Raw genomic sequence first — 21,603 nt, 5'->3', positions numbered from 1 at the left:
ACATAGCGCCGAGGTCGTCGGCGCTCCAAGCGGGTGCGTGTGATGGCCGGTTTTCATCCAGACGGCAGTCTGTCGGCCTCCTTGTCATGATGCCGACGCCATTCTCTAAGGACCGTAGACCTATGACGATGATCAACAGCCCACTGCCGGAGGGCGACCGCGAGATCGCCGGCGCGGCCCTCCAGGCGACCTTGGTCGACCTGCTCGATCTGTCTCTGGTGGCCAAGCAGGCCCACTGGAACCTGTACGGTCCCCGCTTTCGACCAGTCCACGTCCAGCTCGACGAGGTCGCCGCGATCGCCCGCGACCACGCGGACATGGTGGCCGAACGCGCGGCCGCGCTGGGAGTGAGTCCGGACGGGCGGGCGGGCACCATCGCGGGTACCAGCGGCTTGCCTGCCTTCCCGTCAGGCTGGACGAAGGACGGCGACGCCGTCGACGCTCTGGTGCACACGTTCTCCGCGGTCATCGGGAGGGTGCGGGAACGAATCGAGGCGACTGGTTCGGTGGACGCCGTGAGTCAGGATCTCCTCATCGGGCTGACGGCCGAACTGGAGAAGCAATCCTGGATGTTCCAGGCGGAGAACCGCGTCTGACAAGGTCGCGCGTGCTGTCGGACGGGGTGACCGCCGGTCGCCGACTGCGCCCCCGGAGGCGTGCGGTCTCCGGAGGGGGCGCGCCTCGTGGGCAGCCCGGGTGAGGGTGAGCGGTCCACGCCGACCGGCGGACGGAATGCCGTGCCCGGCCCGGTGGTGGAGCTGGAGGAGCATGGTCGGAACCCGGTCGGCAACCACCGGCCAGTACGTCGCACGGGTACCGAAGCCCTTTGCCGCGGCGGGAACACGAGCTCGGTCCGGTCCCGTTCCCGCCGCAGCGGGCCTTCTCGACGACGAGCTCGGAGGTCGCTCCGAGCTCTCCGGTTCCACGATCCGTCCCCGGCATGCCTGCCTGTCGGGGACGGTAACGGTGCGACGACAGCTGTGTCCGGTGGACGAGATGGTTACCGACGGACGGATCGTCCTGCGCGAAGCGACCGTCGAGGCTGCGGTCGGCAGTGCCCTCCTTAACCTGCTTGCGCGTCTTCTCCCGTCGCTGTCGAAGCCCCCTCGAACGCGAGCGAACCGATGTGCGAGGGGACCGGGAACGCGCCGGCACCATCCGTCCGTGCCGTGACTACATGCCGAGCACGCCTTGCCTCTCCAAGGCCTTGCGCAGTGCCCGCACGGCGTAGAAGGCGCGGCTCTTGACGGTGCCGGGCGGGATGCCGAGGTGCTCGGCCGCCTGGGCCACGCTGCATTCCAGGTAGTACATGAGGCGGATGACGGTCCGGTGCTGCTCCTTCAGCTCCCGCATCGCCTCCAGCACCGCGTGGGAGGTGATCGTGGACTCCGTGCCGTCCCAGGAGGTGTCCAGGTCCTCGACCGCCATCAGATCCAGTGGCCGTACCTGCCGGGCCCGGTGGTGGTCGATGACCAGATTCCTGGCCACGGTGAACAGCCACGGCCGGATGTGTTCGCCGCGGGCGCTCAAGAACCGGGCGTGCTTCCAGGCGCGCGCCGCGGTTTCCTGGAGGACGTCCTCCGCCCTGTGCCAGTCACCGTCCAGCAGCCGCGCGGCGTACCGGACGAGCAGAGGGCCGTACTGCTCGTAGATGTCTCGTACGAAGGCGTCGCAGTCGGTGTCCGAAGCGACGTGCCGGGCGTGTGCCCGAGTCGGAGCGAGGGTGGCAGTCCCCGTCTCCATGGTCCCGTTCATGGGTGGTGCCCAATTCTGTTCGAGTGTTCCGTGGCGTGCTCTCCCACTTGCGCGGGGGAGTGGCTCAACACTCGGCGGGACCCCTTCGCCAAACCTTGTCGTCTCCTTGTCGCGCCGCTTGCCGGACCATGCCGCCGGCTCTCGGCACGCCGTCGCGTCCGCCGATGGGGGCGCTCTGCGGCGCCTACGGCGCTCAGGGCTCCCGGACCCGACGAGAAGGACCGGGGCAGGGCGTTCACGGCGCGAGCCGACGAGTTCGGCGTCGATGGCGTCCCGTGCGTCCGCCCAGGGCCGGTGGTCGTGCGAGGACACACCGGTCTTCCGGTTTCCCTCGGGACTTCGCGCCGGCGGGCTCCTCCCGGCCGAACCCGGTGGAGCGACGGCTCGCCGCGCTCGGACGGAAGCAGTTCCTACCGCCGCTGATCCTCCGCCCCGGACGACCGGCGCGCAGGATCAGCGCCTGCCGGAGCCGAAGCCCTGTGGTTGCCGGCACCCTTCTGCGGCGGGACGGTTACGGAGCCCGCAGCCATGTCCAGGGCGGTGAGCCGGTCCCGGATCTCCTGGGCGCTGTGGGACAGATCCTGCCGTTCGGCGTCGGCGAGCGCGCTGACCCAGTCCGTGCGCGCGGCCTCCTGGTCGCCCATGGCCAGACGGGTGTCGCCCCGTCGCATCAGCGAGCCGACCACGTTCCTGTGGTCCTCCAGTTCCTCGAACGCGTCCAGCGCCCGCCGGTAGGTGGCCGCCGCTTCCTCGTACCGGCCGAGCCGATGGAGGGCGTAGCCCACGCTGTCCCAGCACTGGGCCTCCTGCCACGGGGCGTCCAGGCGCTGGTAGAGGGCGATGGCCTCCTCGCCGTACACGAGGCCTCTCCCGGGCCGCCCCAGGTTGGAGTGCAGCCAGGAGAGCCCGTTGAGGCACTCGGCCGTCCACAGCCGGTTCCCCGTGGATCGGGCCAGCGCGAGTCCTCGCTCGGCGGGAGCCAACGCCTCCCGGTGCCGGCCGAACCGGAACAGTGCCATCGCCGTCACGAACAGGGCGCGAACCTGTTCGCCGGCCACGCCGAGTTCCTCGAAGAGGGCGGAGGCGCGTTCCAGGTGATCCAGAGCCCGCCTCCGGTGGTCCAGACCGATGTGGATGCTGCCGAGGCCGCGCAGGCAGCGCGCCTCCTTCAAACGGTCGCCCTGGCGCTGTGCCACTTCCAGGGCGGGGGTCAGTGCGGTGATCGCCTCGGGCCAGTACTCCTGGCGGCACAGGTGCTCCTTCAGCGTCCACGCGAGGCCGGTGACCCGGCGGTCCAGCTTCTGGCTGACGGCAGTCTGCAGCAAGCCGGCCAGTACCCGGTGTTCGGCGGTGAACCATCGGCGTGCCTGTTCGATGGTGGCGAACGTCTCAGGGACGACGCCCGTGCCGGGGGAGCCGAGGTCGAGTCCGGGCAGTGAGTCCTGCTTGAACAGCAGGTTGGCTTCGTAGGCCGTGAACATGTGGTGGTCCAGGACCCGGAGGGTGGCTGCGTGGCGTTCGTCGGTGTCGTCGTGGGTGTGGGTGAGTTCGGTGGCGTAGCCGCGCAGCAGGTCGTGGAGGGTGTAGCGGCCGGGCAGCGGCTGTTCGACGAGGCAGGACCGGGTCAGGTCGGCGAGGAGACGGCGTGTCCGGTGGAGGGGGAGTGCGGTGAGGCCTGCGGCGGCCGGGGCGGTGATGTGGGGGCCGGGGTGGAGGGCGAGGAGCCGGAAGAGGCGTGCGGCGGATCCGTCCAGGGACCGGTAGGACCAGGAGAACACGGTGCGGACGTCGGTGGTGGCGTCGGAGGCGGCGAACGCGTCCAGGCCGCTGTGTGCCCGCAGGTCGTCGGCGATGGTGCGGAGGGGGAAGGCGGGTTCGTACTCGGCGTGGGCGGCGGCCACGGCCAGCGCCAGGGGCAGTCGTCCGCACAGGCGGATGATGTCGGCCACGGCGGCGGGTTCGGCGGCGAGCCGTTCCGTCCCCAGCCGGCGTGCCAGCGTCTCGTGGGCCTCGGACTGTGAGGGCAGTGCGAGGGTGAGGGGTTTGGCGCCTTCCGACGCGATGAGGCCGGTGAGTCGGTTGCGGCTGGTGATCAGTGTGAGGCAGCCCGCTCCGCCGGGGAGCAGGGGGCGCACTTGTTGCTCGTCGCGGGCGTTGTCCAGGACGAGGAGGATCCGTCGGTCGGCGAGGAGGCTGCGGAAGAGTGTGCTGCGGCCGGGGGTGTCCTCGGGGATGTCCTGGGCGGGGACGCCGAGGGCGGTGAGGAAGCCGTGCAGGGCGTCACCGGGTTCGACGGCGGGTGCGTGGGGGTGGAACCCGCACAGGTTGACGAAGAGCTGTCCGTCGGGGAAGGAGGAGGCGATCTGGTGGGCATGGTGGACAGCGAAGGTGGTCTTGCCGACACCGGGAGCACCGCCTATGACGACGACGGGAGCACCGGCCGGGCCTGGGTCTCCGCTCACGGCGGACAGCCAGGCGCCTTCCGTCTCCCGCCCCGCGAACACCGCCAGATCACCGGGCAACTGCGCCGGACGGACAGCCCGTGGAGATCTGCTCCTGCCGTCGCCCGCGACCGGTTCTCTCCTCGTACCGGACGGTGTCACACCGGTGGTCGGCCCGGACCGCGTGACATCGTGGACCGCGCCTGCCGGCAGGGCGTCGGCGGATGCCGTCTCGTCCTGGTCGTCCACGGCCTCGACCCCGGCCGGACGACCCGAATTACGGCTGCCCGCGAGGGCGGTCGCCGTGCCCGTCGTGTTCGCCGCGTCGGTCGATCGCAGAGGTGGCAGGTCGTGGCGGAGGATGCCGTGGTGTAGGGCGCGCAGTGAGGGCCCAGGTTCGAGGCCGAGTTCGTCCGAGAGGTGTCTGCACAGGTCCGTGTAACGCTGTAGCGCCTCGGGGTGCCTGCCGGCCAGGTACAGAGCACGCAACAGCAGATCCCAGCCGGTCTCTCGCAACGGGTGCTGCGACGTCAGTTCCCGCGCGGCGTCCACGGCCTTCTGCGTCTGTCCGTCCAGGAGCAGGGCGGTGGTGCGGAGCTCCCGGGCGGTCTGTCGCAGTTCCTCCAAGCGGGCGGCCTCAGGAGTGGCGAACAGATAGGGGGCGGCGTCGGCGAGCGCGGCACCGCGCCACATCTCCAGAGCCCTTTCGGTCTCCTCCACGACGCGCGAGGACCGGCCCCGGTCCATCGACCGGCGCGCCTGGGCCAGGGCTCGCTCGAAGCGTACGGTGTCCCGGCTGTCCGGCGGGATGTGCAGGGCGTAGCCCAGGGGCTCGGTGACCAGCACTTCGAACGAGCGCCGCCCGCGCAGATGCCGGGGTTCCAGAATCGCGCGGACCTTGCTGACGTGGGCGTGCAGGGACGCCATCGCTCCGTCCGGTGCCCGTCCCGGCCGCTGTGGCCACAATTCCTCGCACAGCGTCTCGGGAGCGACCGCATGGCCCTCGGCGAGCAGGAGCCGGATCAGCAGCAGTCGCTGCCTGCGCCGCCCCGTGTCCAGCACCGCGCCCGCCCGCCGCACCACCAGCGGACCCAGCACCGCGAAGTCGAGCGACTCCCCCACAGCTGTCACCGTACCCCCGGAAGAGCCGCCCGACGGCGGCACTGCTCACACGCGCATGTCCGTAGGCGCATGATCGGTCCGCTCCCGCGAGGGCCACCGGTCCGCTCGCGCGGACAGACGCGCCGTGGGCGCGACGACCGGCGCCGAACGCCTCCCCGTCCACGCCCCGTAGGGCCGCTGCCGCTTACGCGCAGTCCACCGGAACGGGGAAGGAGGAGCGGTGCGGGTGACCGGAACGGAGGACCCCCTCGTCCACCTCCCGCCTACCAAATGGGACATTAGCAGGGCGTCGACCGGTTCCAGGGACCGCGTGGAGGCGGGACGGTCCAACGCCGCGACGGGCGCCCTCTCCGGCCGTGGCGCCTACGGCACCGGGCCCACCGTTACCAGGGGTGGCTGTTGGCGGAGAAGGGCGTACGGGCGGAGGGAGCTCGCCGGACCTGAACCCGGCGCGTGCCGCGAACGTAGAGGCGAAAGACACGTCCGTGCGGGTCGCGTGCCCAAGGACGGGCCGTCGGCTCGTGCGACCTCTTTCCATCACAAGGGGACTTCATGACCCGTTCTCACCCGTACTCGAAGTTCCGCAGAGGGGTGGCCGCGACCGCCGCCCTCGCCGCCTCGCTGCTGGCCTCCGGGGCCGCTCCGGCCACCGCGTCCGGTTTCTCCGGGCAGGGATCCGTCAAGCACTACGTGGCCCTCGGCGACTCCTACGCCGCAGGAACGGGTCTGCCCCAGCAGACCGACACGAAGTGCATGCGCTCCACGGGAAGCTACCCGGCGTGGATCGCCGAGACGTACAAGCCCTCCGTCTTCAAGGACGTCACGTGCGGCGGAGCGACCACGCGCTCGTTGTGGAACCAGGAGGGGGCGGCCGCACCCCAGGTCAACGCCCTCACCCAGGACACCGACCTGGTGACCGTCACGCTCGGCGGCAACGACCTCGGCTTCTCCGACGTGCTCACCAGGTGCGTCCTGGCCGGTCTCACCACTCGGGAGGGAACTCCCTGCCGGGACGTGGCGGCCAAGGAGGTGGACGCGGGTTTCGCGAGGCTGAGCACGCGTCTGCCCGACATGCTCACCGACATCAAGCGGCGCAGCCCCCGAGCGCGTGTCGTCGTGGTCGGCTACCCCAATCCGTTCCCCCTCGACGGGAGCGCCTGCGGTTCCTCGGTGCCGCTGGCCAAGGGTGACGTCATCTGGCTCCACCAGACCACGAACCGGCTGAACCTCATGCTGGAGATGTCGGCCCTCCTGAGGCAGGCCGAGTTCGTCGACACCTCTTCGGTGTTCCGGGGCCACGACATGTGCCGGCCCCCGTCGGGACAGTGGATCAACCCGCTGCTGCCGCGGACGTCCGGCTCCGCCCACCCCAACGCCATAGGTCACCTGATGACAGCCGTCGAGGTGCACGAGAGGCTCAAGAAGTAGCCACCGCCCTCCGGGGGCCGGAGCGACACTCCGGCCCCCGGAGACCGGGACATGGGCGCCGAGCCCGTACCTGAGGAGCGGCCGTGACGGCCGTCCCGCAGGCGGTGGCGGGGTGCTGGTGACGGACGGCCTCCGTACCCCGCGCGGCCACACTCGACGTCACCCGTCGACCTCCGGCGCCTGATGTCTCTGTCCCCTGCCCGTGCCGCCCGGGCAGGGGCGCCCCTTGCTCCGCGGAGTTCTCCCCCGTGACCGCCCGGACCGGAACGGGTGCCGAAGTCACCGTCGTCGGTGAACCGCGGTACGGGGTTGCTCGTAGGAAGCAGTGACGTCCGGGCACATGAGAGCCCTGACCGGACGTCGGCCCTGTCGGCTGTTGTGGCGGCAGCCGGCAGGGCGGCAGGGCCGTTCAGCCCCCGGGGCCGCCACCGTCCGATCAGCCCGGACGGGGTTCCACGCCAATTTTATTTGTACGCAACGCAGTTGGCTGAAGCTCAATGATGTGCCGTGTTTCCCGTCGCGGCCGGGTTCGCCCTGCCGGCCCCGCTCCATCAGGGCGACAGCCCTCACACAGAAGGACATCGAAGATGCGCATCACCCGACCGACCAGGCCCGCCCGTCCGGTCGCCCTGCTCGGCGTCGCGGCCGTGGGCCTTTCCGTCACGGCCGTGACCCTGCCCGGCACGGCCGACGCGACGCCCCGCCAGCCGGTCCGGCCGACGATCGTGCTGGAGCACGGGGCGTTCGCCGACGCCTCCAGCTGGGACGGGGTCGTCGAGCGGCTGCAGCGGGCCGGCTACCCGGTGGTGGCCGCCGCCAACCCGCTGCGCGGGCCGGCCACCGACGCCGCCTACCTGCGCAGCGTCGTCGAGCACATCGACGGCCCGGTGGTCCTGGTCGGGCATTCCTACGGAGGCACCGTCATCAGCCAGGCCGCCACGGGCCTGGAGGGAAAGGTCAAGGCTCTCGTCTACATCGCCGCGTTCCTGCCCGACGCGGGCGAGAACTCGCTGGGGCTGACGAACAAGTTTCCCGGCAGCACCCTCGGCCAGGTCATCGCTCCGGTGAACTACGCGCTCCCCGACGGGGCTTCGGGAGCTGATGTCTTCATCAAGCCGGACAAGTTCCACCAGCAGTTCGCCGCGGACGTCCCCGCGGACAGGGCGAGGCTCATGGCGACCGGGCAGCGTCCGATCGCCGCCGCCGCGCTGGAGGAGAACTCCACCCGTGCCGCCTGGAAGACGATTCCCTCCTGGTCGCTGGTCACCACCGAGGACCGGAACATCCCCGTGGCGGCCCAGCGCTTCATGTCGGCCCGGGCGCACGCCCGTACGACTGAGATCGACGCCTCGCACGCGGTGTCTGTCTCCCGTCCCGACGCCGTCGCCCGCATCGTGGAGAAGGCAGCTCGTACGGTCCGCTGACCGGTACCTGCCGATCCGGGCAGAGGAGTCGTTCCGGCAGGTGCTTCCGCAAGCGGAATACGCGGTCGGGTGCGCGTTCCGCCGGCGTCCGTTGCGGATCTGTCCCCCCAAGAGGTCACTGATGCGCCTTGCCTTCCGGCCGCGTCAGTAATCCCTTCTCGGCCAGACCGTGAACCGCGCCCACCCCGTCACCGTTTCCAGGCTGGCGGCTGCGACGCCGGTCACCCGAAGTCGCGGCCCGCACCGACCTCCGTCCGTACCCGAACCACCATCCCGCACCACAACACACAACGAGAGGCAGCAACAACCATGCCGTTCATCACCGTCGGCCAGGAGAACTCCACCACCATCGACCTCTACTACGAGGACCACGGCACCGGGCAGCCGGTCGTGCTGATCCACGGCTACCCGCTCGACGGCCACTCCTGGGAGAAGCAGGCCGCGGCCCTGCTGGAGGCCGGTCACCGGGTCATCACCTACGACCGGCGCGGATTCGGCCGCTCCAGCCAGCCCACCACCGGCTACGACTACGACACCTTCGCCGCCGACCTGAACACCGTCATGGAGACCCTCGACCTCCACGACGCCGTCCTCGTCGGGTTCTCCATGGGCACTGGCGAAGTCGGCCGCTACCTCGGCACCTACGGCTCCGCCCGGGTCGCCAAGGCCGCCTTCCTCGCCTCGCTGGAGCCGTTCCTCCTCAAGACCGACGACAACCCCGAGGGTGTCGACGGGAGCGTCTTCGAGGGCATCGAGCAGGACGTCACCGCCGACCGGTACGCCTACTTCAGCGCGTTCTACCAGGACTTCTACAACCTGGACGAGAACCTCGGCACCCGGATCAGCGAGGAGGCCGTCCGCAACAGCTGGAACGTGGCAGCCGGCGCCTCCTGGTACGCCTCGCTGGCCTGCGTCTCCACGTGGACCACCGACTTCCGTGCCGACATAAGGAAGATCGACGTGCCGGCACTGATCCTGCACGGCACCGCCGACCGCATCCTGCCCATCGAAGCCACCGGCGAGCTCTTCCACAAGGCGCTCCCGCAGGCCGACTACGTCGTCGTCGAGGGTGCCCCGCACGGCCTGCTGTGGACCCACGCCCAGGAGGTCACCGACGCCCTCCTCGCCTTCCTCGCCAAGTAGGGGCGGAGAGGCCGGCCCCTCACCGGCCGGACGGCGCCCCTCACGCGCCCCGTCACCGTCGAGCGGTGACCGGGCGCCGTCTTGAACGCCCGCCGCATCCGGAGAAGAAGGACACACCACGGTGAACACCGCGCCGATGGAGCCGCATACAGGCTCCCCCCGAAGGCGTCCCGGGACGGACTCCGGTGTGAAACCAGACGGCGCCCCGGACGGGCCGCTCGGCAGCCGCAACCGTCCGGGGCGACGGAAGAAGCCTCACGCCACGACGTGCGATCACTCCCGAACGTCCCGACGGGGAGGTCCACCGCCCCCGCGCCGTCGGAGGAAAGGGCGGCCATTCGCTGAACCACCCTTGCCGGAGTTCTAAGCCGCAGGATGCCCACTTCTCGGAGTCGGAAGCTTGTGACCGTGACGGGCGGCCGCTCTCTCCGGCACGGCGGGTGCGGGGTCCGCGTCCATGTCCAGGGCGGTGAGCCGGTCACGGACCTGCTGGGCGCTGTGGGACATGGCACGCTCGTCGGCGCTTTCGAGGGCCTGAACCCAGTTCGCCCGCGCGCCTTCCCGGTCGCCCAGCGCCAGCCGGGTGTCACCCAGCCGCATCAGTGAGCCGATGGCGTTCCTGTGGTCGCCCAGCTCCTCGAACGCCCGTGTCGCCCGCTGGTAGGTGGCCACCGATTCCTCGTAACGGCCGAGCATGCGGAGGGTGTGGCCCAGGATGTCCCAGGCCTGGGCCAGTTGCCACGGCGCGCCCAGGCGCTGGAACAAGGCGATGCCCTCCTCGCTGTACAGAAGGCTCTTCTCAAGCTGCCCGAGGTTGGAGTGGAACCAGGCGAGCTCCATGAGGCACTCGGCCAGCCACAACTCCTCACCTGTCTCCCGGGACAGCTCCAGCCCCCGTTCGGAGAACGCCACGGCCTCCTGGATCCGGCCGAACAGGAACAGCACACACGCCATGACGTAGTGGGCTCGGGCCTGTTCACCGGTCGCGTCGAGCTCTTCGAAGATCGTGACGGCACGTCGCAGGTGGTGAAGGGCTTGCTCCTGGTGGCCGAGATAGCCGTGGATGTGGCCGAGGTGGCGCAGGCAACGGCCTTCTTCGAGGCGGTTGTTCTGGCGTCGGGCCACTTCGAGGGCGGGGGTCAGCGCGGTGATGGCTTCGGGCCAGAATTCCTGGCGGTTGAGATGTTCCTTGAGCGACCAGGCCAAGCCGGTGGTGTGGTGGTCCAGCCCCTGGCCGACGGCGGTGTGGAGGAGGCCGGTCAGCACCCGGTGTTCGGTGGTGAGCCATCGGGTCGCCTGCCCGACGGTGGTGAGGCTCTCCGGGGTGACGCCCGGGCCGGGTGCACCGAGGTCGAGGTCGGGCGGCGTGTCCTGCTTGAGGAGCTGGTTCGCCTCGTGGGCGGTGAACATGTAGTGGTCCAGGATCCGGAGGGTGGCCTGGTGGCGTTCCTGGACGGTGTCGTGGGCGTGGACGAGTTCGGTGGCGTAGCCGCGCAGCAGGTCGTGCAGGCCGTAGCGGCCGGGCAGCGGTTGCTCCACGAGGCATGAGCTGACCAGGCCGGCGAGCGCGCGGCGGGTTCGGACGAGGGGCAGATCGGCGAGGCTCGCGGCGGCGGGGGCGGTGATGTGGGGGCCGGGGTGCAGGGCCAGGAGGCGCAGGAGCCGGGCGGTGGGCTCGTCCAGGGATCGGTAGGACCAGGAGAAGACGGCGCGTACGTCGGTGGTGGAGTCGGGGCCGGTGAACGCGTCCAGGCCCTCGGTGTCCCGCAGGTCCTCGACGATGGCGTGAAGGGGGAAGGACGGATCGAGTTCGGCGCGGGCGGCGACCACCGCCATGGCCAGGGGAAGCCGTCCGCACAGGCGGATGATGTCGGCCGTGGCGGCGGGCTCGGCGGCCACTCGGTCGGTGCCCAGGCGTCGTTCGAGGGCTTGGTGGGCCTCCGCCTGTGAGGGCAGAGGGAGGGCGAGGGGCCGGGCGCCATCTGTGGTGATCAGCCCGGGAAGCTGGTTGCGGCTGGTGATCAGCGTGAAGCAGCCCGCTCCCCCGGGGAGCAGAGAGCGCACTTGTTGCTCGTCGCGGGCGTTGTCCAGGACGACGAGGACCTGCCGGTCGGCGAGGAGGCTGCGGAAGAGCGTGCTGCGGCCCGGGGTGTCCTCCGGGATGCGCTGGGCGGGAACGCCGAGGGCGGTCAGGAAGCCGTGCAGAGCGTTGCCGGGTTCGACGGCGGGTGCGTGGGGGTGGAAACCGCACAGGTCGACGAAAAGCTGCCCGTCGGGGAAAGAGGAGGCTACGCGATGGGCGTGGTGGACGGCGAAGGTGGTCTTGCCGACCCCGGGAGCCCCGCTGATGACGACGGCAGAGGCAGCGGTCTTTCCGGACCGGGTCGGCACACCGCTCACGGCCGACAGCCATGCACCCTCGGCCTCCCGCCCCGCGAAAACCGTCAAGCTGCGTGGCAGTTGTGCCGGACGGGTTCGGGGCGGCGGCGTGGTTCCCTCGACATCCGCCGCCGGGTCGCGACTCGCATCGGACCGATCGGCGGCGTCGGACGGTTCGTCCTCGGCCGGACCCACGGACGCGTCCACCTCCGGCGTTCCGGACGCGCTCGGCCCAAGCGGATCGCGCCCGTGTCCGGTCCTCCCTCCGGATACGGATGCCACGCCGAACCTGCTCAGCTCATCGGCTGGGCGAAAGGGCGGCAGGTCGTGGTGGAGGATGCCGTGGTGCAGGGCGCGCAGAGTCGGGCCAGGTTCGAGACCGAGCTCCTCGGCGAGGTGCCGGCGCAGGTCGGTGTAGCGCTGAAGCGCTTCGGGGTGCCGGCCTGCCAGGTACAAGGCGCGCAGCAGCAGGACCCAGCCGGGTTCCCGCAGAGGATGCTCCGCGGTCATCTCCTGCGCCGCGTCCAGGGCCTCGACGATCCGCCCTTGCAGGAGCAGGGCAGTGGCACGGATCTCACGGGCGGCCTGGCGCAATTCTTCTAGACGTGCCGCCTCGTTGACGGCGAACAGGTGGTGCGCGGCGTCGGCGAACACGGGGCCGCGCCACATCTCCAAGGCTGTTCGCGCCTCTTCCGCAACGTGTTCGGGCCGGCCCTGGTCCATGAACCGGCGCGCCCGGGCAAGGGCCCGCTCGAAGCGCACGGTGTCACGGCTCTCGGGCGGCACCCGCAGGGCATAGCCCAAGGGCTCGGTGACCAGCACCTCGCAGGTGCCCTTCCGGCGCAGGTGCCGGGGTTCCAGGACCGCACGTACCTTGCTGACATGGGCGTGCAGGGAGCCCATCGCTCCGTCCGGTGTCCGGCCCGGCTGTGGCGGCCACAGTTCCTCGCACAGCGTCTGCGGAGCGACCGCCCGACCGTCGGCGAGCAGCAGGCGGATCAGCAGCAGCCGCTGTCGACGCCGGCCCGGATCGAGTATCGCCCCCGCCCGCCGTACCACCAGCGGACCCAGCAGTCCGAAGTCGAGATCCTGTCCCACGCCTGCCACCGTACTCATCCGGAATCCCGCTTGCCGACGCCACCATCGGAAGCACATGCATGACCATGACCAGCCGACATGAGGGCGACCCGCTCCCGCTGTGACGAAAACCGGACCCGCGACGCGATCCTCGTCGCGGTGACCCAGCCGCCGAGATGAGCGCTGCTCAGGTGATCGGGGCGGTGGGGACCCCGTCGTCCCCTCCCGCATACCACACGGGACATTAGCAGGACGCCGATCGGCGTGATCCCTTCGGAGGCGGCCATGCGCTGGACGGCTTCCTCGTCGAGGTGGAGCCCCGACCGTGGAGTGCTGCACACGATGTGCGTGAGGCGGTCCGCGACAGGTCCATCCTGAGGCGAGCGCCGGAATCACCACCTCTCCGCAGGCGCCGTCCTGCCACAGGTGCTTCCAGACAGACGTCCCTCACCTGCGACGACGCGTGAACCAGCCTGACATCCGCTCCGTTTGAGTGATCGAACGGCCGGCATCAGGAGTGGAGAGAGAACATGGTCCATGTCGAAGGAACGAGTACCGCCCGGTTCGAACCGGTCCGAGCGGCACTGGCAGCGCACCTGGAGGCAGGCGAGGAACTGGGGGCGTCGATCGCCGTGGATGTCGACGGCGTCATGGAAGTCGATCTGTGGGGCGGGCACGCCGACGAAGCGCGAACCGTCCCGTGGCACCAGGACACGCTGGTCAACCTCTGGTCGACCACCAAGACCCTGAGCAGTCTGGCGGCCCTCGTCCTCGTCGACAGGGGGGCACTGGATCTCTACCGCCCGGTCGCGCACTACTGGCCCGAATTCGCTGCTCAGGGCAAGCAGGACATCGAGGTGCGGCACGTCCTGGCGCACACCTCGGGGCTGTCCGGATGGCAGCAGCCGTTCACCATGGACGATCTGTACGACTGGCCTACCGCCAGCGCCCGGCTGGCCGCGCAGGCGCCCTGGTGGGAGCCGGGCAGTGCCTCGGGCTATCACGTGCAGACCCAGGGGCAGCTCGTGGGAGAGCTCGTCCGGCGGGTCAGCGGCCGTACCCTGACCGATTTCGTCGACACGGAGATCGCCAGGCCGTCGCTGGCCGACGTCCAGATCGGTGCGCGGCAGGCCGACTGGCCGCGCATCGCCGAGCTGGTGGCCCCGGCGCAGCTCTCCGGGATGCCCGCCGGTCTCGATCCAGAGGGAATCTTCATCAAGACCTTGCTCGGAAGTCCCGCCAGGGACGAGCATGTCGACACGCCGCAGTGGCGCCGTGCCGAACTCGGCGCGGTCAACGGCCACGGCAACGCACGAGGCATGGCCCGTGCCCTCTCCGTGATCTCCCGACGAGGCCAGGTGAACGGCCTCCGGCTCATTTCAGAGGAGACGGTGGAGAAGGTCCTCGACGTACAGGCGGACGGGGTCGACCTGTTCCTGGGTGTTCCCGTGCGCTGGGGCATCGGCTTCGCGCTCGCCGATGCGAGGACGATGCCGCACATGCCCACCGGAAGGGTCTGCTTCTGGGTCGGCCGGGGCGGTTCGATCGTCATGATGGATCTCGACCGGCGCGTCACGTTCTCGTACACGATGAACCGGCTGGGCGACGGAATCCTCGGCTCGGAGCGCACCCACGACTACATCAGGCATGTCTACGAAGTCCTGGACTCCACCGCCTGCTGACTTCAGGAACAGGTGAGGCGGCGGTTCCCGAGACGCTCAGGACCCTCGGGGTGGAGTGGGCAGGCGGCATCCGGCCGGCGGGGCGCGACTGGTTCCGGCGCTCCGCGGGGAGCGTGGAGACGCGCCCTCGGGTGAGGGGCCGACAGACGCGGAGGGAGACCGCGACCAGGTCCGAAGAAGGGTGCTCAAGTGGTGAACCGGACCGCCTTTCCCTACGTTGCGCTGATTGGACGCGTGTGCGTCCCTGCGATGCCGCCGTGCGCCGTGGCCCCCGGCGGCACCGCACCCTCATGGAAGGAACGACTAACCAGTGAAACGCTTCATCGCACGCCTCGGGGTAGTCGCGGCGGCCGGAGCCATGGCCGTTGTGCTGCCCGCTTCGTCGGCGTACGCCATCAACCGCACCGACTGCAATGGATTGGGTCTGCTGTCCCTTCACAACGCAGGCGGCTCCCTCTGCTTCGCCAACGCGGGCGTGCAGAGCGTGGCGATCTACGGCGTGGATCAGATCTGGACCGGAGACAACAGGGTCACGTTGGAGTACGTGCCGAGGCTGGGCGCGCCGGCAACCAGCGCGACCCTGGAAAAGTGGCATTTCGGCAACGTCCCCGGTGAGCCCATCCACAAGATCACGAAGATCAGGATCTGGTAGCGCCCGCAGCCGCGAATCAGATGTATGGGCACCAGCGTTGTTGACAGGGCAGTCAGAAACGCCGGTGCGGTGGGGAAGAGGAACCAGCTGGAGGAGTGGCGGACCGCGACGAGGTCGCTTCGAGCGTCGACAGCCGTCGTTGAGCGGTCGGATCAGCCTTCCGGCTTGCCGCGGGCTGTCCAGGCGCTTGCGTCCTGGCCGTATCTGGTGAGGAAGCGCGCGAACTGCAAGCGGTCCGCACTGCTCCAGTGAGCGGTGATCTCCTCGAAGGCGAGACGCTGCTCACTGGCGTAGGCCCTGCGTGCCGATTCTCCCTCGGCGGTGAGTTCGAGCCGGCTGCTGCGGCCGTCCTGCTGGGAGGCGACGCGGCGAAGCAGGCCCTCCGCTATGCATGCGGCGATGGCGCGGCTGGCGACGGGCTGGGCGACGCCCATCTTGTCGGCGACGCCGCCCACTGTGATCCGGCCCGCTGCGTCGCCGACCACGTTCAGGACGATGTTGCGGGTCAGGTCCCCACGTCCTGACCCGACCTGCCTACGCAGCCGGGACAGCGCCGGCCCCACGTTGTCGAGGAGCGAGTCGTCGTCGGCGGGGACAGGTTGTTCTTGGCTCTTCACGCCTCAAATCTACGACACACACGATCGATATGCTTACTGCATTCATATGACTTAAGGTATGGATCTGTAGTCCAGTAGAAGCGAGGCATGGCCATGAGCACCACCGCCATCACCGGCGCGCAGGTCTTCGACGGGGAGAAGCCGCTCGGCGTCACCACCGTTGTCATTCAAGGGGGCAGGATCGTCCAGGTCGGCGGCCAGGCCCCGGCCGAGGCCGAGGTCGTCGACGGGGCCGGGGCGACACTGCTGCCCGGCCTGATCGACGCGCACGTCCACACCGACCGCGACTCCCTCGCACTGGCCCTTCAGTTCGGCGTCACCACCGAACTGGAGATGCAGGGCGCCAACACCCGCAACCGGCGCGGCGCGATCAGCGAGGACGACTCTGTCGCCGACGTGCGCTCCTCGGGCTTCGCCCTGACCCCGCCCGGCGGGCACCCCAGTGAACTGTTCCCGAAGGGCTTCCACCCGGGCAGGCTCGCCGGAGGCGGCCCGGGTGGCGAGGACCGGGGCGAGCCGCCCTACCACCCCGACGCCACCAGCCCCGAGGCCGCGGCGGCCTCGATTCCGCAGCTGATTGCCCACGGCTCGGACTACATCAAGTTCATGATCGACGACGGCAGCGTCGAGGGGCGCCCAGGCCTGCCCATGCTCGACCAGGCCACCTTGAACGCCGGCGTCGCCGCGGCGAAGAAGCACGGCGCGCTGACCGTCGCCCACGCACTGACCATCGACGCCACCCGCATGGCGATCGAGGCGGGTATCGACGGTCTTGCCCACCTGTTCGTCGAACCTCCCACCGACGAGATCGTCACACTGATCAAGGACGCGGGCATGTTCGTCGTGCCGTGCACCGTGCTGAACGCCTCCATGATGGGCGTCACCGGCAGTGAACTGGCCGACGACCCGCGGGTGGCCTCCCGCCTGGACGCCGCGTGGGACGCCACCTTGCGCTCCTGCTTCGGCCACTATCCCCAGGGCAAGCTCCAGGATGTCCTGGACAGCGTCAAGGCCCTCGCCGACGCCGGGGTGGACCTGTTGGTGGGCACCGACGTTTCCCAGCCCATGCCGTTCCTCGGCGGCCTCGCCCCCGGCGCCAGTGTCCACCAGGAACTGCAGCACCTCGTCGAAGCCGGTCTGACCCCCGCAGCCGCCTTGCGCGCCGCCACCGCCACGACCGCCCGCCGCTTCCACCTCTCCGACCGCGGCCGGATCGCCGATGGCCTGCGCGCCGACCTGCTCCTGGTCGACGGCGACCCCACGACCACCATCACCGACACCCTCAACACCCGCGCGGTGTGGCGCCGCGGCACCCGCCTGGCCGCCTGATCCCCCCGTCAGATCCAGGGCCGGGCCCCGAAGGGCCCCCCGGCCGGGAACAGCCCGCCCCCGGCGCCGACGCGCCGTGGAGCGCCGAAATCACGCCGGAGGCCATGGAGTGCACCGGCACCGCCGTCCAGATCCTGTCGGTCCCCTTCATCCCGCAATCGCAGGGCGGCGAAGACGCCGCCCCCTCTGGCAGGGGACGCCTTCCGTCGCGGTGAACTCGGGTAGTCGATGACGCTCGTTCTCGCGTGATCTCCGCGAGCCGTACTTGAGGGGCTCCTGACTCAGGAGCCCCTCCTGGCTTTCCTTCGGGTCACCGGACTGCCGTCCGGCTCGTCCGGTGTGACCCGGCGTCAGTCTCCTCGGGTCCGGGCCGCGGACTGGTCAGAGCTGGAACTCGGCGGGAGACAATCCCAGCACCGCGCAGGCTTCGCGGATGATCATCTGCTCGGGCTGGGAGACATCGCCGTCGGCCCCGGCGACGACGATGCCGGTCTGGATCACCGCCCTCGCCTCCGTCGGCTTCTTGGCGGTCTTGGCGATGTCCTGCAGTGCCTCGGCCTTGCCCTGCTGGAAGTTGTGCGTCAGCTGGTCCACGTGCTTGTTGAAGCGCTGGCGCAACTGCTCCGGCGGGAAGTTCTGCAGCACCTCGTTGCTGAGGATCATCGACTCCACATGCTGCCGCTCGGCGGGGTCCACATGACCGTCCGCAGCCGCGACCAGGGCGCACATCGCCATGCTCGCGTCCCGGTACGCGCCGCTCTTCAGCTCGGTCTTGAGGGAGCCGAGCTGCGTCTTCAACGCACTCACCAGCTGGGCGCGGGGACCACCGCCCGACCGTGCGCCGCGGCTCGGTCCGGGGGTCGCGCCGTGCCCGCGCTGGCCCTGCTGCAGAGTCTGAGCCTGTTCCTTGAGCCGGTCCCACATTGCCATCGACGTCAACCTCGGCATTCCACTGAGTCGGTCGCGATTCCGCTCGCGCGTTCACCTGACCAACGGCCGCTCCCAGGCAAAGGTTCCGCAAAATGCGACCCTCTGCTGCGGGAGTGGTTGATCCTGCCGCTCCCTCGGCGGGTCGGCGGGATCCTGGCCCCCATCGGTACCGCGCCTGACATTCCTCCCGAACGTCGCGCTGCGGTGTGGCAATAATTGCGTTCGCGAGGGGAGAGTTCAGCGGCCCGTGCGGTGAGAGTTATTACAGCAACGGTCGGAGTTGAATTGTCCGACATACGCATCCCGTCCCGACGTGCTACTGTCGATCTCAGTTGCAGTTGTGGTTCCCGAAACTTCAGGTGCCCCCACTCGGTTTCTGCCGGTGGGAGCACTTTCGTATGTCCGGTCTTTTCCGGCGGGGTGATCATCGCGGCGACACGGTGTCCGCGCAGTGCGGATTCCGATGTACTGCCCCAAAGGAGAATTGACATGGCTACTGGTACCGTGAAGTGGTTCAACGCGGAAAAGGGCTTCGGCTTCATCGAGCAGGACGGTGGCGGCGCTGACGTGTTCGCCCACTACTCGAACATTGCCGCTCAGGGCTTCCGTGAGCTGCTCGAAGGCCAGAAGGTCTCGTTCGACATCGCGCAGGGCCAGAAGGGCCCGACGGCCGAGAACATCGTTCCGGCCTGACGCTGACGCGCACTCTGTAGCTGGGGCTCGCATCCTTCGGGGTGCGGGCCCCAGCTGCTTGGGCATTTCCGGGTGCGGTTCGACGGCCGGCTTCTACGTATCTCCCGCGTTACCTGTTCCGGTACATGGGTCCGCGTTGATTTCGGTCCGGCCGGATATGCCTGTTCGTCGTCGGTCCGTACTTTTCATTCTCCGAGCTGCTCAACGTTGCGGGAATTCCTCGATGGGCGAGGAGTTCGCGCTCCCCGGGACGATCACCCTGCGCTGCCCGCCGTCGAGGGCTTCGTCGATCTCGACATGGTCCGAGCAGCTGTCGGCCGAACTCGGCAGGCGGGGTCGCCGCGCGACGTGGACGTCCTGGTCGTCCGTACGGACCGCGTGCACCCACTGGCTTCCCCGCCAGAGGCTCGACGGGGTCATGCACGTTCAGACGCTCGACCACGCGTCGAGGAAGGCCTTCCGCGCAGCGGGATCGTCCGACCCGCGGTCCGCGTGCAGGACGCGCCAGGCGGTGAGTTCGAGATCTCGGAGCCACAGCTCTCCGATGACCTGTTCCTTGAGGTCGGGGAAATGGTCGGACTCGGCGAGGGCCTGACCGATCACCTCTCCGGCTGCGACCCGTTGGGGCGGGGTCATCTCGTCGACGGCGGAGAGGATCTGGCGGGCCAAGGGCGTTCCTTCTCCCGCCAAGGAGCGCAGCACCAGTGCCTTGATGTTGCCGGGAAGCAGGTACGCGGTGCCCGAAGACCTCCACAGGTCCGACCAGAAACGTTCTCCCGCTTTGGTGGGGGCAGGCAGCGCGGCCAGCAGCCCGAGGATGTGGCCGGTGGCCGCATAGCCTTCGGAGTGGGCGGCTGCGACGACGGCGATGCCGCCGACGCGCTCCACGTCGAGTTGACCGGCTTCGAGCTGCGGGGCCAGGCCCCATTGGCGTTCCAGCTGGTGCGCGAGCGTGGCGGACACATGGGGGCGGACCTCAGGGAGCATCGGCGATCCTTGCGCGTAGGCGAGCGGGAATGCCCGTTCGTAAGCCCTGATCGTTCCCATGACCGGCCGATCTACTCGGCTCCGGCCGCCTCGAATCGGTGGGGGATCACGCGGGGCCGGAGTTCACACGGCGGCGGACCTGCCCGTCCCGGCGACATGCGCCTGGTTCTCGACTCCCGGTCCCCTGGATGCTGCCCGGGTGAGGTCTCCTAGCATGATCGCATGATGACTGGTGAGGCCCAGGAGCCCCAGGGCGGGCGAGAGGCCGCGTCCCGCGACGTCGCCGATGCCCCACGCGTCCACGTCACGTCGGCGCGTGGAGAGGGTCGTGAAGACCGGCTGCCCCCCGGACCGCAAGGTGACGACGCGGAGGAGAACGCGCACCCGGTCGCCGCTCTGCTGGAGCGGGCGGCCGACCTGGCCGAACCGATCAAGCCCAGGTTGCGTGGCTGGCTCCACGCCGGCATGGTCCCCGCCGTGCTCATCGCGGGCATCGTGCTCGTCTGCCTGGCGCGCACCCCGCAGGCGGCCCTGGCCTGCGCCGTGTACGCGGTCACCGCCGGGCTGCTGTTCACCACGAGCGCCATCTACCACCGCGGCACCTGGGGGACGCTCGGTGAGGCTCTGCTGCGGCGCCTCGACCACGCCAACATCTTCCTCATCATCGCCGGTACCTGCACGCCCCTTGCCGTACTCCTCCTCCCGCCGGGGCAGCGGTCCATGCTGCTGTGGATCGTGTGGACGGGGGCGTTGGCGGGCGTCGCGTTCCGGGTCCTCTGGGTCACAGCTCCCCGCTGGCTGTACACCCCGTGCTACCTGGCCCTGGGGTGGGCGCCGGCGCGCTATCTGCCGGACTTCCTGCACGCCGGCGGAGCGGCCGTACTCGTCCTGATCGTGGCCGGCGGTCTCCTCTACAGCGCGGGCGCGGTCGTCTACGCCCTCCAGCGCCCCGACCCCTCGCCCCGCTGGTTCGGCTTCCACGAGGTGTTCCACGCCCTGACCGTGGCGGCCTTCACCGCGCACTACATCGCCATCTCCCTGGCCGCGTACTGAACGCGACGGCGCTCGCCCTCCCGGATCGACGGAGACCGCCTCCAGCACCTTCCGTGCGTGGCGCGATGCCTCCGCGGTCGCCCGACCCGTCTCGGCTCGGCGGGCGGCCAAGGGCCACGACCAGCCCGCGTTCGTGACGGTCGAGGCCGGCCCGCCGCCCCGCCGCAGGCCGGCGTTCATCCCCCTGGGCGGGTGGGTGCCGGGCGAGCTGCCCGAGAGCAGCGGGTCGAGTGGCGCGCGGGCCGTGTGAGGGTGGCGGGGTGACCGGCGGGCGGGATCCGACGGGGCATCCGCCACGTGCGCGCGGGCCACCAGCCGGTCATGACCACCTCGCGGATCCCGCCGACCGCACGGCCGGCCCGGACGCGCGCCGGTTCGGCACCGGGCTTCCGCGCCTGCACGCCCAGCTCAGAGGGTCTTCTCCGGGGCGATCTCCTCGATCAGGCCCTCCACGAGCTTCTTGATCTCGTCGCGGATCGGGCGTACGGCCTCGACACCCTGGCCCGCCGGGTCCTCCAGTGTCCAGTCGAGGTACCGCTTGCCCGGGAAGACGGGGCAGGTGTCACCGCAGCCCATGGTGATGCAGACGTCGGACGCCTTGACCGCGTCGACGGTGAGGATCTTCGGGCTCTCGGCGGTGATGTCGATGCCGACCTCGCGCATCGCCTCGACGGCTGCGGGGTTGACCCGGTCGGCGGGGGCGGAACCGGCGGAACGGACCTCGACGCGGTCCCCGGCCAGGTGCGACAGCCACGCGGCGGCCATCTGCGAACGGCCGGCGTTGTGGACGCAGACGAACAGGACGGAGGGCTTCTCGGGCACGACAGGTCTCTCTTGTCTCACGACGACATCAGGCACGAGTGAAATCAGCACCCGGTGGTGTCATCCACC

At 69.9% G+C, this 21,603-nt stretch carries 17 protein-coding genes; 9 read left to right on the top strand and 8 right to left on the bottom strand.

From position 1 onward, the window contains the following. Nucleotides 1–122 precede the first annotated feature (122 nt). The gene (locus ACFWV2_RS08255; RefSeq protein ID WP_384403542.1) at nucleotides 123–596 is read left to right on the top strand and encodes a Dps family protein; all 474 of its coding nucleotides are present in this window, start codon (nucleotides 123–125) and stop codon (nucleotides 594–596) included. 577 nt (nucleotides 597–1,173) lie between these two features. Here the strand turns inward: ACFWV2_RS08255 and ACFWV2_RS08250 are convergent. Beyond that, a complete protein-coding gene (locus tag ACFWV2_RS08250; RefSeq protein ID WP_384403538.1) occupies nucleotides 1,174–1,743 on the bottom strand; it encodes a sigma-70 family RNA polymerase sigma factor in 570 nt (189 codons plus the stop codon). Between the two features lie 422 nt (nucleotides 1,744–2,165). Continuing rightward, nucleotides 2,166–5,318 carry a BTAD domain-containing putative transcriptional regulator gene (locus tag ACFWV2_RS08245; RefSeq protein WP_384403535.1) on the bottom strand — a complete coding sequence of 1,051 codons (3,153 nt, stop codon included), beginning with the start codon at nucleotides 5,316–5,318 and terminating at the stop codon, nucleotides 2,166–2,168. 552 nt (nucleotides 5,319–5,870) lie between these two features. Between ACFWV2_RS08245 and ACFWV2_RS08240 the strand changes: the two genes are divergently transcribed. The 3 genes from ACFWV2_RS08240 to ACFWV2_RS08230 all read left to right on the top strand — a co-directional run bounded on the left by ACFWV2_RS08240 (nucleotide 5,871) and on the right by ACFWV2_RS08230 (nucleotide 9,313). Next, nucleotides 5,871–6,746: an SGNH/GDSL hydrolase family protein gene (locus tag ACFWV2_RS08240; protein ID WP_384403531.1), complete on the top strand. Its 876-nt coding sequence runs from the start codon at nucleotides 5,871–5,873 to the stop codon at nucleotides 6,744–6,746. Between the two features lie 587 nt (nucleotides 6,747–7,333). After that, on the top strand, nucleotides 7,334–8,170 hold the full coding sequence (locus ACFWV2_RS08235) for an alpha/beta fold hydrolase (RefSeq protein ID WP_384403528.1): 837 nt from the start codon (nucleotides 7,334–7,336) through the stop codon (nucleotides 8,168–8,170). Between the two features lie 309 nt (nucleotides 8,171–8,479). Further along, the gene (locus ACFWV2_RS08230; RefSeq protein ID WP_384403525.1) at nucleotides 8,480–9,313 is read left to right on the top strand and encodes an alpha/beta fold hydrolase; all 834 of its coding nucleotides are present in this window, start codon (nucleotides 8,480–8,482) and stop codon (nucleotides 9,311–9,313) included. Nucleotides 9,314–9,676: 363 nt separating this feature from the next. On the opposite strand, the gene ACFWV2_RS08225 is transcribed toward ACFWV2_RS08230, so the two are convergent. After that, nucleotides 9,677–12,790 carry a BTAD domain-containing putative transcriptional regulator gene (locus ACFWV2_RS08225; RefSeq protein WP_384403522.1) on the bottom strand — a complete coding sequence of 1,038 codons (3,114 nt, stop codon included), beginning with the start codon at nucleotides 12,788–12,790 and terminating at the stop codon, nucleotides 9,677–9,679. Between the two features lie 509 nt (nucleotides 12,791–13,299). Here ACFWV2_RS08225 and ACFWV2_RS08220 point away from each other — a divergent pair. Both ACFWV2_RS08220 and ACFWV2_RS08215 read left to right on the top strand, forming a co-directional pair. After that, nucleotides 13,300–14,451: a serine hydrolase domain-containing protein gene (locus ACFWV2_RS08220; RefSeq protein ID WP_384403519.1), complete on the top strand. Its 1,152-nt coding sequence runs from the start codon at nucleotides 13,300–13,302 to the stop codon at nucleotides 14,449–14,451. 310 nt (nucleotides 14,452–14,761) lie between these two features. Next, entirely contained in the window at nucleotides 14,762–15,103 is a 342-nt protein-coding gene (locus ACFWV2_RS08215) for a beta/gamma crystallin domain-containing protein (RefSeq protein ID WP_384403516.1), read from the top strand. Nucleotides 15,104–15,255: 152 nt separating this feature from the next. Here ACFWV2_RS08215 and ACFWV2_RS08210 read toward each other — a convergent pair whose 3' ends face one another. Continuing rightward, nucleotides 15,256–15,720: a MarR family winged helix-turn-helix transcriptional regulator gene (locus ACFWV2_RS08210; RefSeq protein WP_384403513.1), complete on the bottom strand. Its 465-nt coding sequence runs from the start codon at nucleotides 15,718–15,720 to the stop codon at nucleotides 15,256–15,258. Between the two features lie 93 nt (nucleotides 15,721–15,813). Here ACFWV2_RS08210 and ACFWV2_RS08205 point away from each other — a divergent pair, with 93 nt between their 5' ends. Next, nucleotides 15,814–17,049: an amidohydrolase family protein gene (locus tag ACFWV2_RS08205; protein WP_384404010.1), complete on the top strand. Its 1,236-nt coding sequence runs from the start codon at nucleotides 15,814–15,816 to the stop codon at nucleotides 17,047–17,049. Between the two features lie 381 nt (nucleotides 17,050–17,430). Here the strand turns inward: ACFWV2_RS08205 and ACFWV2_RS08200 are convergent, their stop codons facing one another. Next, nucleotides 17,431–17,979 carry a tellurite resistance TerB family protein gene (locus tag ACFWV2_RS08200; RefSeq protein ID WP_384403510.1) on the bottom strand — a complete coding sequence of 183 codons (549 nt, stop codon included), beginning with the start codon at nucleotides 17,977–17,979 and terminating at the stop codon, nucleotides 17,431–17,433. Between the two features lie 489 nt (nucleotides 17,980–18,468). On the opposite strand from ACFWV2_RS08200, the gene ACFWV2_RS08195 reads away from it, so the two are divergent. Further along, on the top strand, nucleotides 18,469–18,672 hold the full coding sequence (locus ACFWV2_RS08195; protein ID WP_004986771.1) for a cold-shock protein: 204 nt from the start codon (nucleotides 18,469–18,471) through the stop codon (nucleotides 18,670–18,672). A gap of 201 nt (nucleotides 18,673–18,873) precedes the next feature. Here ACFWV2_RS08195 and ACFWV2_RS08190 read toward each other — a convergent pair whose 3' ends face one another. After that, nucleotides 18,874–19,092, bottom strand: a complete 219-nt coding sequence (locus ACFWV2_RS08190) for a hypothetical protein (protein ID WP_384403507.1) — start codon at nucleotides 19,090–19,092, stop codon at nucleotides 18,874–18,876. A 6-nt stretch (nucleotides 19,093–19,098) separates the two neighbouring features. After that, a complete protein-coding gene (locus ACFWV2_RS08185) occupies nucleotides 19,099–19,659 on the bottom strand; it encodes a hypothetical protein (protein ID WP_384403504.1) in 561 nt (186 codons plus the stop codon). A gap of 225 nt (nucleotides 19,660–19,884) precedes the next feature. Between ACFWV2_RS08185 and ACFWV2_RS08180 the strand changes: the two genes are divergently transcribed. Continuing rightward, on the top strand, nucleotides 19,885–20,712 hold the full coding sequence (locus tag ACFWV2_RS08180) for a hemolysin III family protein (protein ID WP_384404007.1): 828 nt from the start codon (nucleotides 19,885–19,887) through the stop codon (nucleotides 20,710–20,712). A gap of 408 nt (nucleotides 20,713–21,120) precedes the next feature. Here ACFWV2_RS08180 and ACFWV2_RS08175 read toward each other — a convergent pair whose 3' ends face one another. Continuing rightward, a complete protein-coding gene (locus tag ACFWV2_RS08175; RefSeq protein ID WP_384403501.1) occupies nucleotides 21,121–21,534 on the bottom strand; it encodes an arsenate reductase ArsC in 414 nt (137 codons plus the stop codon). Between the last annotated feature and the right edge of the window lie 69 nt (nucleotides 21,535–21,603).

The organism is Streptomyces sp. NPDC058671, from assembly GCF_042716475.1.
Lineage (GTDB): Bacteria > Actinomycetota > Actinomycetes > Streptomycetales > Streptomycetaceae > Streptomyces.
Note: the sequence above shows the minus strand (reverse complement) of the source record. Positions and strands in the feature narration are given on the sequence as shown.

Excerpts from the sequence above, each read along its gene's own strand:
- ACFWV2_RS08255 (WP_384403542.1), top strand. The coding sequence starts at position 123 with ATGACGATGATCAACAGCCCACTGCCGGAGGGCGACCGCGAGATCGCC.
- ACFWV2_RS08250 (WP_384403538.1), bottom strand. The coding sequence starts at position 1,743 with ATGGAGACGGGGACTGCCACCCTCGCTCCGACTCGGGCACACGCCCGG.
- ACFWV2_RS08240 (WP_384403531.1), top strand. The coding sequence starts at position 5,871 with ATGACCCGTTCTCACCCGTACTCGAAGTTCCGCAGAGGGGTGGCCGCG.
- ACFWV2_RS08235 (WP_384403528.1), top strand. The coding sequence starts at position 7,334 with ATGCGCATCACCCGACCGACCAGGCCCGCCCGTCCGGTCGCCCTGCTC.
- ACFWV2_RS08230 (WP_384403525.1), top strand. The coding sequence starts at position 8,480 with ATGCCGTTCATCACCGTCGGCCAGGAGAACTCCACCACCATCGACCTC.
- ACFWV2_RS08220 (WP_384403519.1), top strand. The coding sequence starts at position 13,300 with ATGGTCCATGTCGAAGGAACGAGTACCGCCCGGTTCGAACCGGTCCGA.
- ACFWV2_RS08205 (WP_384404010.1), top strand. The coding sequence starts at position 15,814 with ATGAGCACCACCGCCATCACCGGCGCGCAGGTCTTCGACGGGGAGAAG.
- ACFWV2_RS08200 (WP_384403510.1), bottom strand. The coding sequence starts at position 17,979 with ATGGCAATGTGGGACCGGCTCAAGGAACAGGCTCAGACTCTGCAGCAG.
- ACFWV2_RS08195 (WP_004986771.1), top strand. The coding sequence starts at position 18,469 with ATGGCTACTGGTACCGTGAAGTGGTTCAACGCGGAAAAGGGCTTCGGC.
- ACFWV2_RS08190 (WP_384403507.1), bottom strand. The coding sequence starts at position 19,092 with ATGACCCCGTCGAGCCTCTGGCGGGGAAGCCAGTGGGTGCACGCGGTC.
- ACFWV2_RS08185 (WP_384403504.1), bottom strand. The coding sequence starts at position 19,659 with ATGCTCCCTGAGGTCCGCCCCCATGTGTCCGCCACGCTCGCGCACCAG.
- ACFWV2_RS08180 (WP_384404007.1), top strand. The coding sequence starts at position 19,885 with ATGACTGGTGAGGCCCAGGAGCCCCAGGGCGGGCGAGAGGCCGCGTCC.